At 46.3% G+C, this 11762-nt stretch carries 14 protein-coding genes; 6 read left to right on the top strand and 8 right to left on the bottom strand.

Annotation, left to right across the window (positions count from 1 at the left end):
* Nucleotides 1-4: 4 nt before the first annotated feature.
* From NWE92_07070 to NWE92_07055, 4 genes are all read left to right on the top strand, one after another.
* Nucleotides 5-511 (top strand): hypothetical protein, encoded by a 507-nt coding sequence (locus NWE92_07070; protein ID MCW4029392.1) that lies wholly within the window; start codon nt 5-7, stop codon nt 509-511.
* Between the two features lies 1 nt (nt 512).
* Nucleotides 513-1229 carry a PH domain-containing protein gene (locus NWE92_07065; GenBank protein ID MCW4029391.1) on the top strand — a complete coding sequence of 239 codons (717 nt, stop codon included), beginning with the start codon at nt 513-515 and terminating at the stop codon, nt 1227-1229.
* A 108-nt stretch (nt 1230-1337) separates the two neighbouring features.
* Complete coding sequence (locus NWE92_07060) at nt 1338-2249, top strand: ABC transporter ATP-binding protein (GenBank protein ID MCW4029390.1); 912 nt, start codon at nt 1338-1340, stop codon at nt 2247-2249.
* Between the two features lie 5 nt (nt 2250-2254).
* Nucleotides 2255-2995, top strand: a complete 741-nt coding sequence (locus NWE92_07055) for an ABC transporter permease subunit (protein ID MCW4029389.1) — start codon at nt 2255-2257, stop codon at nt 2993-2995.
* Between the two features lie 33 nt (nt 2996-3028).
* On the opposite strand, the gene NWE92_07050 is transcribed toward NWE92_07055, so the two are convergent.
* The 8 genes from NWE92_07050 to NWE92_07015 all read right to left on the bottom strand — a co-directional run bounded on the left by NWE92_07050 (nt 3029) and on the right by NWE92_07015 (nt 10038).
* The gene (locus NWE92_07050) at nt 3029-3904 is read right to left on the bottom strand and encodes a hypothetical protein (GenBank protein MCW4029388.1); all 876 of its coding nucleotides are present in this window, start codon (nt 3902-3904) and stop codon (nt 3029-3031) included.
* 282 nt (nt 3905-4186) lie between these two features.
* Nucleotides 4187-4507, bottom strand: a complete 321-nt coding sequence (locus NWE92_07045; GenBank protein MCW4029387.1) for a PRC-barrel domain-containing protein — start codon at nt 4505-4507, stop codon at nt 4187-4189.
* Between the two features lie 155 nt (nt 4508-4662).
* A complete protein-coding gene (locus tag NWE92_07040) occupies nt 4663-5028 on the bottom strand; it encodes an SHOCT domain-containing protein (protein MCW4029386.1) in 366 nt (121 codons plus the stop codon).
* A 25-nt stretch (nt 5029-5053) separates the two neighbouring features.
* Entirely contained in the window at nt 5054-5569 is a 516-nt protein-coding gene (locus tag NWE92_07035; protein ID MCW4029385.1) for a DUF6325 family protein, read from the bottom strand.
* 95 nt (nt 5570-5664) lie between these two features.
* Complete coding sequence (locus NWE92_07030) at nt 5665-6045, bottom strand: DUF1622 domain-containing protein (protein MCW4029384.1); 381 nt, start codon at nt 6043-6045, stop codon at nt 5665-5667.
* Nucleotides 6046-6115: 70 nt separating this feature from the next.
* Nucleotides 6116-8467 carry an arylsulfatase gene (locus NWE92_07025; GenBank protein ID MCW4029383.1) on the bottom strand — a complete coding sequence of 784 codons (2352 nt, stop codon included), beginning with the start codon at nt 8465-8467 and terminating at the stop codon, nt 6116-6118.
* Nucleotides 8468-8579: 112 nt separating this feature from the next.
* A complete protein-coding gene (locus tag NWE92_07020) occupies nt 8580-9614 on the bottom strand; it encodes a hypothetical protein (GenBank protein ID MCW4029382.1) in 1035 nt (344 codons plus the stop codon).
* 67 nt (nt 9615-9681) lie between these two features.
* Nucleotides 9682-10038 (bottom strand): hypothetical protein, encoded by a 357-nt coding sequence (locus tag NWE92_07015; GenBank protein MCW4029381.1) that lies wholly within the window; start codon nt 10036-10038, stop codon nt 9682-9684.
* 237 nt (nt 10039-10275) lie between these two features.
* Here NWE92_07015 and NWE92_07010 point away from each other — a divergent pair, with 237 nt between their 5' ends.
* Nucleotides 10276-10572, top strand: coding sequence for a PRC-barrel domain-containing protein (locus NWE92_07010; GenBank protein ID MCW4029380.1), 297 nt, complete (start codon nt 10276-10278; stop codon nt 10570-10572).
* 386 nt (nt 10573-10958) lie between these two features.
* On the top strand, nt 10959-11735 hold the full coding sequence (locus NWE92_07005; protein MCW4029379.1) for a collagen-like protein: 777 nt from the start codon (nt 10959-10961) through the stop codon (nt 11733-11735).
* Nucleotides 11736-11762: the final 27 nt, after the last annotated feature.

Raw genomic sequence — 11762 nt, 5'->3', positions numbered from 1 at the left:
CGAAATGGCAACACTACTCTCAACCGACGAATCAATAGTGTGGCAAGAATTCCAAAAAGGCAAAAACACAAGCACAATCGCCGAAGAACACCAAACCCAACAATGGACCCCCGCCTACGTATCCCGCGTCCTAAACCGCGCCCGAGAAAAAATCGCCAAAACCCTCAAAGAACACGCCAACAGCCACCGCCTCGACATCGAAACCCTACTCGACTACAAAGGACTCCTAATAGGCTTCGACTACCAAACCAGCAGCCAAGTCTACATAGTCTACACCGAAAAACTCGGAATCATAATCTGGTACGCCCACGACTCCTACGGCGGAAAACTCTGCCCACAATGCCCCAAAGAAAAAGACTGCCAAGAAACCCTCGACACCATAATCCAAGAGTACGACCTCACCCTGAGGCCTGACGAAAAGCAGCTATGCATGACCAAACAATCAATCGCCATTTTCAACAAACTTGCAGCTAAAGAGACGCCCCGATACAAGCGGAAGGGAGGTGAATAGTTTGGGAAAAAACGTTGAAACAATCATTAGACCACCTACTAAATCCATCACAAGCGGAACCCTCTTCAAACCCTCAAAAGCCTTACTCTACAAGCTGATAATTAAAAGCGTCATAGTTTTCCTGTTCTCTTTCGTAGTGGTGCTTCTGTCTTTCATCTTCGTTGCTGCGATGGCTGCCTTAGACCCTGCCAGCCCCAGCATGATGCAGTTAATCAATGACTACTGGGCTCCTGTTAACCTCTGGAATCTGATAACTAATCTTGCGTGGTTTATTCCAACTCTAATCTTGCTACCCTATTACGTTAAAAGCATCGAGTATTCCGTGAAAGCAGAATCCGGCGACACCATGCCCGAAATCTACTCCAAACGAGGCATCTTCACCGTTACTCGACGACATGTCCCCTTCCGAACCATAACCAACATCTCCAGCCAAGCAGGTCCCTTCGATAGGCTCTTCAGGATCGGGTCAGTTCATATTGAAACTGCCGGGTACTCGGGTGCGCAGAAGGGTCCTGAGGAGAACCTCAATGGCATTGTTTTCTATGAAGAGGTGCGGGATTTCATTTTGAGGGAGCTTAGGAAGTTTAGGGAGCCTTATGTTACGGGTACGGAGGTTGTTTATCCTACTGAGGAGCCTGTTCCGAAGTTGGAGGGGTTGGATGATGATATTTTGGTGACTCTTCGGGAGATTCGGGATTTGCTTCGTCAGAAGTTGTAGTTTCTATTTTTTTGTTGTTTTTGTTTTATCTATTTTTTTGTTTTATCACAAAGCATTTAAGCTAGTAAATGTTTACTGTATTTTGGTAAATGTTTGGAGGAAGTGTGTGTGATAGAAACAGAAAACCTAACAAAAACATTCGAAACCACCACCGCCGTAAACAACCTCACCCTAAAAATAAAAGAAGGCGAAGTCTTCGGCTTCCTAGGCCCCAACGGCGCAGGCAAAACAACCACAATACGCATGCTCTGCTGCCTCATAAGCAAAACCAGCGGCAACGCCCGAATAGGCGACTACGAAATAGGAAACAAAGCAGACACACAAAAAATCAGAAAAATCACAGGCCTCCTACCCGAAAACGTCGGCCTATACGAAGACTTAAGCGCCTACAAAAACCTCGACTTCTACGGAAAAATCTACAAACTACCCGAAACCCAACGCCAAGAACGCATCCAACGCTACCTAACAATGCTTGGACTCTGGGAGAAAAAAGACCGACCCGCAGGCAGCTTCAGCAAAGGCATGAAGCAAAAACTCGCCATCGCCCGCGCCCTCATCCATGACCCCCAAGTAATCTTCCTCGACGAACCCACCGCCAACCTCGACCCCGAAGCAGCAAAAACCGTCCGCGAATTCATCTTAGAACTCAAAAAAGAAAAACGCACCATATTCATAAACACTCATCTGCTTGATGAAGCCCAACGCATCTGTGACCGCGTCGGTGTGCTCAAAACCAATCTGCTCTCTGAGGGCACTCCTGAAGATCTGCGAATGTCGCTTTGGGGCACAAAAACCGTTATCGGGCTTGAAAACATCAACGAAACTATTGTCGCTGCAGTCAAGCGGGGGCAGTGGAAAATTGAGATATCCGGCAACAAACTAATCGTCTCTGTCAGCCTCCCCGAAAAGGAAAACCCAGAGATTTTGGATGCAATCAGCAAAGCAGGCGGTCGCATCCAATCCGTCACACAAACCACCCCGACCTTAGAGGATGTTTACCTAAAATTAGTTCGGAGTTGAAAAACATGGACTTTCAAAATGTTTGGACGATCGCAAGCAAAGAGTTAGGGGCATACTCAAAGAAAAAGAGCCTCCTCTATTCAACCATCCTATTTCCCGTCTTGGTAGGCATAGGATTTCCTCTGTTCCTAGGCGTGCTGGGGCAAACCATCTCGGGGGGCATTCCAGACTTTGCGCTTCCAGGCGTAATCAACTCTTTCATGTTCTTCTTCATAATAGGCGTGATATTCATCTCGGGCGGCATCGCATCCTACAGCATCATCGGCGAAAAAGTCGAAAAAAGCCTCGAACCCCTACTGGCAACCCCAATATCCGATAGCGAAATCTTGCTTGGAAAAAGCATCGCTGCCTTCCTTCCAGCCCTACTTGCAACCTACGGAGGCGCAGCCATCTTCGCAACACTAATTGATGTCACAACAGCCCCCACCTTAGGCTACCTCTACTTCCCAAACATCAGTATGGCAGTAACCCTCTTTGCGGTGGTGCCTCTGGTGTGCCTCGTCAGCGTGGAAGTTGCCGTCCTAATTTCAGCCAAAATCAACGACGTCCGAGCCGCAAACCAATACGGAGGCGTCCTAGCCTTTCCATTCGTAATCATCTACGTTGCAGGCGAAACCGGCATCATAAACCTAAACACAACCAACCTGCTGCTCATCTCAACCGCAATCTTGGTAGTTGACGTGCTCCTCTTCTTCCTAAGCAAAGCTACCTTCCAGCGAGAAGAAATCTTGACAAAATGGAGATAACCCTACCTCCATTATCTTTTTGCCAAAAGAAGGTTAGGCGTCTTCTAAGAGTTTCTTAAGACGAACAATGAGGGCGTCGCGGTCGCTGGGCTGCAGCATCCATACCGCACGGTGCTCACGGAACTGTTCCCCCGTGATTTTTTGTCTTTTTTGTAATTCGCCGAGCAGCTTCATGAAACCCTGCATGTCCAGTTGTTCGTTAGTGACTGCCATACCCGCTCGTCTGCCTTCATGGGCGTTGACTCCGACGGGTTCACTGTCCGGCGGCGGAAAAGTGTTGTACAGAAAGCGAGCAAAATATGAAACACCCCACCCCCGCGTTAGTGAAACACTGTTTTTGGCGGTTAACAGCTCAGCAGTGAAGTGTTCATATTCTTGGCCCAGTGAAAAATACTTCGTCTGACCATTGGGAGCATCGGAGACGCGGTTTACAAAATGCCTCAGATGGTGGTTGCTAAATATGGGCAAGACGTTGCCGTTTTCGTAGTTGAAGCAAAATATGATTTTTTTCGCAAGCTGTTTATCCTGCCCCAGTCCGCCGATTCGTTCCCAGGGCGCATCAACTTTTTGCGCTAAGGTTTTTCTTTCGTCCACCGCGACGCGGAGAAGGTTGCGTAGGTCGCTAATTTGGAGCCTTGCATTGCGGTAGACGTTAGTGCTGTTGGGCACTGCATAGCCCAGCGGTTTAAAATAGGCTTCTAAGAAACGGAAGAATTCACCTACTTCGTCAGGGTTAAGTTTGAAGAGTTTGTCAGGGTCAAGCCACTCGATGGAGGCGCGGTTTTCCGCGAAGGGGTATTTTTGTCTAAACTCTTTTAGGGTTACTACGGCGTTGTCGACTTCACGTTTGATGAAACCGTTTTTGTCATATGCGATGGCTTTTTCCTGTAAGGCGCTGCTTTTAGACATGCTGAACCGCACGTGTATTTTTGTTTCTCCTCTAAATAAGATTCGGCTGTCTCATCGATTTTTTTATTATATCAGCGGCTGGTCTGTAGCATGGCTTATTTTGTTTTGAAAAAATGCGTTGAGATAGAGGCTTTAAAAATATGTAAGCGCCGCTAAGGTTACATTTTAAGCCTGTAGGTTTAGCCATGGCATAGAAGAAGTGGATCGACGGTTCTTTGCCCTCCCTGAGGGGTCGGGAGTAGACTGATGGGTTTAGACTGATTTTTGGGTTATCCGATCGGTTTAGAGGCTTACGTTTATGCGTCGTCGTACACTTTTTGTTGGGCATTCTTTTATATCTGTGGTTGCAGCGATGTCGAGCAAGGTTTTGTTTATAGTTACCACGTCGCCGATGGATGAAACTAACTCAATTGGCATGCATACAGTGTAACTGCCGATGGTTTTTTTGAAACCCAGCGAAACTGCTGCTCTGCTACTTAGTTTCATTTGGAGGTGAGTTACTTGCCATTTTAGCGGATCAACCTCTACATCCCTAACTTCGCCGATTTCGTCTCCTTTTAGGCTGACGATTTTTTTTCCAGAAAGTTCATCTGCACTAACCAAAAAAATTCCCCGAAAATTATCAAAAAATAATTCTCGTTCAAGGTAATAAATTTTCTGTAGTAATATTTAGCACTAAAAAAATTGAATATTAGACAATAAAGCGGTAAACTCTTGCATCTTAGCGCACTTTGCTATGCATACACTTCTATAGGTAGCTACATTTTGAGGATCTGGCTCTTCTTAGCCTCAAACTCCTGCTCGTTAATGATACCTCTATCCTTCAAATCAGCCAACTTCTCGAGCTGTTCAATATCGGTATCACTCTTGGGCTCAACGCCAGTTTTCTCCATTGCAGCATTCAACTCATCCTCACTCATCTGCTCAGGGTTCTTGCCCGTTTGCTTCTGAATCTGCTGCTTCTGCTGCATAGACATCATCATCAAAGCGGTTCGTCTATTCATTCTGCGTCGGGTTCTTCTTCTTGCTCCGCCACGACCTAAGGGTCCAAAACTCAAATTTTTCACCTCTTGAAGGTTAAAACCGTTAACTAAAAAAAGAGAAAATACGCCAAAGGCTAACAAAAAAATTTAGAACTTGATTTCCTGTTTAAGCTTTGAGTGCTTCGCCTATTCTGACAACTAACTCGGGAGTCAACATACCCTGAGCAAGCATGACGCCGTTGGAGTTTACTAAAGCTTCTTTGACCTTCTTTGCCCACAGATGCTCAACAATCATCATTAACGCTGAACTGTTGTCAGGGATGTTCTCTGCGATTTCCCTAATTTCACTTTCTGAGAGACCCCTGTCGTTTTCGCTAAACTTCAACCCTGCTTCCATTCCTTTCTTTGCGCCTTCTTTGCCGCCTGCCCCAAAACCTAACAACGCACCAATTACAGAGTCTAATTGCCTGATTTCTTTTCTGCCTAAATCTGTGCCTGCAAGGGTTGAAATGTTGCCTTGTTCATCTTTGCTGATGAAAAGATAGTCAATCATGCGAATGAGGTTCTTGTCTCTTGCTTCGTTTAACGCTGGAAGAATCTCGCCGCTAAATTGGTTGCCCGGAAAGCCAATAACGAAAATTTGCATCGGACCATACAAGACTGTTTCACTGGACATAACCATTTTTATTCACTTCTTGATTTTTTAACATGTGACTGTTGGGGAAGTGCATATTAAATGTCTGTGACTGCGCAGCTGTGCCCACATCGCCATTTTTCCTACATTTTCATGTTCTTCTGGGTTTGGGTCATTTCGGTTTCCCGTTTCTCTTTTTCTTCTGCCTCGATTTCTTTGTTAAGGAAGTGATTTAGAAACGTTCTAATCAAGGCAATCGCTGCAAGTTGACCAATATGTTCCCAGCTGGGTAAAATAGCGGTCTCAATGATGTCAGCGGCTAATTGAAGCTCTAGGGCAACAACAAGAAATCGCCCCAAAGACAACCTAAGTCTAATGTACTGCCTTTTTTCTTTCGTAATCAGGGCTCTGACCAAAAAATATAGTGCAACCACTAACCCTACAGCAATTAGGGCAACACTAGACATCTCAGCAATTAGTTTAATTCCAGAAGCGACGTTTGAAAATACCTCTTCGACACTCAAAATACCAAAACCAGACGTATTTTTCACTGGGTCTGCGGTAGGTCTCTAACTTGCCGTCTTAGTAATCGTGTTATTGTCGAGCCATGACGTGACGCATCTTCGCATTAGCGTCCTCGACGCTTTCACCGCTTACATCCACGGTTATGCTGTAGATTTTTCCAGTAAACTTGAAGGCTCCACTGTAATCGGGGGTTACGGGTGCACTGGGGGCTTCTCCGACGGTGAATTTGCCGCTCAAACCCATTATGATGGGGATAGTTACAGGTATCTCACCTTGCCCAACAAGTTCGCTGTCTATGTAGAATTTTCCTTGCCCAGGGGCGCCTTTTCCTGCGGACGGGTCAGGCTTTCCTGTTACTTCAAACGCAAAGCGTAGTTTGTGGCGTCCAATCGGGATTTGTTTTTCGGATTCAACGTGGTATATGGCTTTGCCTAAGTAGTTGTAGGCGTAATTTAGTTTGCCCTCCCTCACATACAACGCGTAACCGCCGTCGTTTGCACCCTGTGACAATAGAAGCCCCGTAGCGTTAGCGGTTATTTCTACATCTGCCGTTATGCTGTGAGTTCGGTTGAGCACATTAACCGCCACCTCCGAGCCGATTGGCTGCGTTTCAGCATAGTACACGTAGGTCGAGCGTTCTGTGCTTATCTGTGGTCGCTGTTCAGCGAAACGTTGGGTTCCCCTGCCATCGACCGGCAAAACGTTGTATTTACCTGCTTCAACATACCACTGGGCAATCATTTCGATAAGGAGCGGTCGGTTTTCGTTTGCGATGTTGTGGTTTTCCGCAATGTCTTCGCTGATGTGATAGAGTTCCCAGCTTTTAGCGTCCAACTGGGTGAGTTCTTCTGCAGAAATAGGCATACCGAACGGTTTTCCTGCCTCCGCAAACGAGGGACCAGGCCAGGGGCAGACTGCGCGCCAGCCGTCTTGATAAATAGAGCGATGTCCCAGCATCTCGAAGTACTGTGTGTGATGTTTGGTTTCTGCGTTGGCGTCGTTGAAGGTGTGGGCGAAGCTTACGCCTTGAATTGGTGATTGTGTGACACCTTGAATCGTTTCTGGCGCTTCCATTTCTAATGCTTCAAGTACTGTGGGTAACAGGTCGATTGCGTGGGCGTATTGGGTTCGGATTTGCCCTTTTGCTTGGATGCCTTTTGGCCAATGAACAATGAAGGGGTCGCTTACGCCGCCTCGGTAGGTTTCGCGTTTCCAGCGGCGAAAAGGCGTGTTGCCCGCCCAAGTCCAGCCCCAAGGGTAATGGTTGAAGGTTTCGGGGCCGCCGATTTTGTCAAGCATTTTTATGTTGTCCGCTAACTCTTCGGGAACGTTATTGAAGAAGAGGCTCTCATTTATGGAGCCTTGAGGTCCGCCTTCTGCGCTTGCACCGTTATCAGAGAGCACCATTATGAGGGTGTTGTCGAATTCTCCTATGGTTTTTAAGAAGTCAAGCAGTCTGCCGATGTGATAGTCGGTATGGGAGAGATAACCCGCAAAGACCTCCATCATGCGCGAATACACCTTTTTCTCTTCAGCGGAACATTCGTTCCAGGGTTTGACGTCGGGGTCATGGCGGGAGAGTTCAGCGTTGGAGGGCATTATGCCGAGTTCTTTTTGTTTTTGGAAGACTTTTTCTCGATAGGCTTCCCAGCCATCGTCGAATTTGCCCTTGTATTTGTCTGCCCACTCCTTGGGAACATGATGGGGCGCATGCATGGCTCCAGTGCAGAAATACAGGAAGAACGGTTTGTCAGGGGCAACCTGCTTAGCATCGGCAATAAAGGATATTGCGGTGTTGACGAGGTCTTCGGTTAAGTGGTAGCCTTCTTGGGGCGTCTTGGGAGGTCTTACGCTGTGATTGTCAAAAGTTAAATCGGGGTAATACTGGTTGGTATCTCCCCCAAGGAACCCATAGTAGCGCTCAAAACCGCGGGCAAGCGGCCAACGATTGTAGGGACCTGCACCAGAGATTTCGTTAGCGGGGGTGAGATGCCATTTGCCTACTGCGTAGGTGTTGTAGCCTTTCTGTCGAAGAATTTCGGAGATAAAACCGTTCTCAAAGGGAATGTAGCCATTGTAGCCAGGGTAGCCAGTGGATATTTCGGTAATTCCAGCCATGCCATTGGCGTGGTGGTTGCGACCCGTTAGGATACAGGAGCGGGTAGGAGAACATAGAGCGGTTGTTTGCATGTTTGTGTATAGGAGCCCGTTTGCAGCTAGGCTGTCAAGGTTGGGTGTTTCGATTGGGCTTCCATAGCAGCCTATCTGGCCAAATCCTGTGTCGTCGAGGATTATGAAAAGCACGTTGGGGGCACCTTCTTTGGCTCTTAGCGGCATAGGCCAAGCCGGGCTTGATTGGTCAACGGTGCGGCCGATAAGTCCAGAGAATCGGGTACCTGGTTTATACTCATTTAGGGGCATAAATAACACTCTTTTTCTTAGAAACCTGTTTGAATTGAGGTTAAAAAGTGAAAATAAAGTTATGTGGTTGTGACTAGAGGCTTACATACCCCAGAATCGAGTATCAATAACGTTATACTCTCAGTAAATATAGCAGTATAAAGAACGCAAAAAGTACCAGCAACGAAATAACAAAGCCCCAACGGTTCGTCCGCTTTGTTTGTCTTTCGTTTTTATAATAGAACCACTGCACAAACCCTATCACCGTCACAACCAAATTCATGACCATAAAAATCAAAATCGACAGCATAAACAGGCTATAGAGCGTAATTGTTGAAGACGGCGGAATCGTCGCGTTTACTGTAAAGTTAAACAGCAAGGTTGTTACCAGCATCGAAGTATCCAAACCCAACCGCAACCCCACAGCCGCCGCGTCACGGAGACTAAACAAAAATGAAAACGCAGAAACTAACGCAAAAATCAGTGGGGGGATGAGCGCTTGGATGCCCGTCCAGAGTTGTAGACGATACTGAGTTAGAATCATCTCTGCGCGGGGTAACTCCACACCTAAAGGGTACACACGGTAAGAACTTATTAGTTCTATATTGCTGGTCACCCACCCAGCGTTATCAAAGCTTGGGTCAACACCTGTTTGATTCTCTAACCAGACGATTTCGGCATGATAGCCGCGGGTTATCAGTTCGATGACTACTTCCATCTGAATGGGGTCAAAAGGGAAAGATGAAGCATCGGGAGTGGTGCTGCAAACTGCGGTTATTCTAAAAATCTGATTTTTTACTTCGCCTGTTGTGTCGTTGTTTAAGGTTTCGATGGTTGCGGGATTAACAGGGTATCCATTCATCAAGTACCAGTCGATTTCTTTTATGTTTGGGTCTATCCAAAAAAAGTACAAAAAAATATCAAGAGTGTAGGTGCCTTTGGTGTATTCATAGCTGTATATGTTGTTTAGCCAAACTCCCATGTACACCTTATTATTTTCATACGTTTCATTTGTTGTTTGAGCCAGCGTGTAGGGTTCAGGCGCGTCTGGTTCGATGAGGGTTTCTTTGCTTGAGCTCCCTGCGCAGGCAGTGATGACTAAGGTTGCCACTATCAAAGCCAAAATGAAGGCTAAAAAGCATGATTTCCAAAAATGTGGTTTAAACAAGACGTTTCTTCCTAACCAGCATTTGTAGGTGGAGTGGGTATCAAGCGGAAGGCTACGCGGTTTTTTGTTAGAGTCTTGAAAGTAACCCAAGTATTCCGCCGATAGCAAGAAGCCACGCAGCGAACACTGCCCCAAATAATCCTGCGATTACTGCAAGTAAAAGCATCCAGATTGCAGCGCCTGGGTTATACACGAATCTTGAAGAGAGCACTCCAAGTATCCCAACGATGAACATGACAATGCCGTAAAAAAATGAGCCTAAAGCAAAAAAAGGTGCAAAAATTAATACAAAAATCCCCAGCATACCCGCTATGCCAATGATTATCAAAAAGAGGCTGCCTATGAGCGCCAATATGAATCCAATGTTTGCTAAAGTCCTAGAAATACAGTTCACCTCCACACGTAGCAAGTGAACAAATATCAACAAACATGGCGTGTTCTTAAGCGTTTGTGGTAAACAGGTTATAGCAACAGCGACAGGCTAAGCTCCCTGTTTTACTGTGGGTTGGGCTGGTTTTTTGTTAAGCACCCAAAAGTTGCATTTGTGCCCTTAGACGTGTAAGTAGCCCTTTGGCTGTAGTAGTTTTAGGGATGCTACAAAGCTTTTTAATCGGGGCTGAATTGAAAATATTTAGGCAGCTAATTTTAGGTGGTGATAATTTTGGTAAAAATTGAGGAAATAAAAGGCAAAAAGGTGATTGCTAAAAACGGCATGAGGATCGGCGAAGTAGAAGACGTCGAATTAGACGACAACACGTGGACTGTGACAAAAGTAGACGTTAAGTTAACTGATGAAGTAGCAAAGCTCTACGGAACTAAAAGCGGATTTATGTCTAAATCTGTAGTGCCGCTACCCAGCAACGTAGTAGGTCCAATAACCGGCGACGACATAGTCTTAAAAGAGCAAGTAACAGACATTAATTCGCTCCGCGAACAAATTGAAACGTCGCGGTGGTAGAAGATTTTTTCATCATCACACTTATGAAGGCTTCTTACAAACCCGCTATCTGTTGGCTTAAATCCCCTTTTTCACGTTTTTTCCTCCGATCCCTTTGATATGTAACATGCGTCGTTTGGCAGATCGCTGCAGTCGTATCGAGGCTCTGTTTCCAGGTCTACACTATGGGGCTTAGGCTCCCAAATGTGCCGTTCTGGGCATCCTTCCACGGTTTGCAGAGTGTCTGCCAAACGGCACCTCGCCCTCACAATTAATCTTTTAGTAAGTTACCTGTTTTTTGGTCAAATTTGGGCTAATTAAGGGTTTTATTGGGTCACGATTAGGCAGATATTCTGAAATATTCTTATTTACTGTCTAGTCGACCGTTGTTTTAAGGAGTTGAAACCTTGAAGCAACAACACAAAAACATCGCGCTCTTAATCATGCTTTGTGGAGTCCTTGCGGTCGCATTTGTATCCACCGTAAACGCGGCAACAACATCGATTACTATCACTGACATCGATGACACCAATATGATTAACGTTACCGGCACAGGCTTTGACGCTGACGAAACCGTAACATTAACCCTCATAAATCAAACGGATAGTTCTACTGCGTACACCTTTACTGAAGACGTAACCACTGACAGCGAAGGCGCATTTGACACAAACCTAACTATACCAAGCGGTATCTATGGAACCTTTGATTTAACCGCTGAAACCTCCGATGCTTCTGCTGACGATGAATACACCCTCTCTGGTTCTGCAACTCTAACGGCGACACCTGACGACAGCAACATCCTCGCAGTTACCGGTACAGGATTTAACGCTGAAGAAGACGTGACCCTCACCTTAAACGACACCTCCGAAGTAGTTTACACCTTCTCCGACACTATAACCACAGATGAATATGGCAACTTCACCGTGACAGTCATTGTTCCCACAAGCCTCAGCGGAGACTACACACTCGGCGCCGAAACAAGCACAGCAGACGCATCCGTTGACATAAGCGTTCCAGACCTCACTGGACCCACTGGAGCAACAGGCCAAACTGGCGTAGCAGGAGAAGTAGGCGCAACCGGCGCGCCAGGAACACCAGCAGACCCAACCTATGAATACGTAGCAGTCGCATTAAGCTTGGTCGCAGTCGGCATCTCGATAGCTACAGTCATGAAAAAACACTAAACAGCAATCCGAGCGCCTCTTTTTCCC

It is taken from the genome of Candidatus Bathyarchaeota archaeon (assembly GCA_026014745.1).
Lineage (GTDB): Archaea > Thermoproteota > Bathyarchaeia > Bathyarchaeales > Bathycorpusculaceae > Bathycorpusculum.
Note: the sequence above shows the minus strand (reverse complement) of the source record. Positions and strands in the feature narration are given on the sequence as shown.

Bases quoted from the DNA above. Each gene is read 5' to 3' on its own strand.
- NWE92_07070 (MCW4029392.1), top strand. From the start codon at position 5: ATGGCAACACTACTCTCAACCGACGAATCAATAGTGTGGCAAGAATTC.
- NWE92_07055 (MCW4029389.1), top strand. From the start codon at position 2,255: ATGGACTTTCAAAATGTTTGGACGATCGCAAGCAAAGAGTTAGGGGCA.
- NWE92_07050 (MCW4029388.1), bottom strand. From the start codon at position 3,904: ATGTCTAAAAGCAGCGCCTTACAGGAAAAAGCCATCGCATATGACAAA.
- NWE92_07035 (MCW4029385.1), bottom strand. From the start codon at position 5,569: ATGGTTATGTCCAGTGAAACAGTCTTGTATGGTCCGATGCAAATTTTC.
- NWE92_07025 (MCW4029383.1), bottom strand. From the start codon at position 8,467: ATGCCCCTAAATGAGTATAAACCAGGTACCCGATTCTCTGGACTTATC.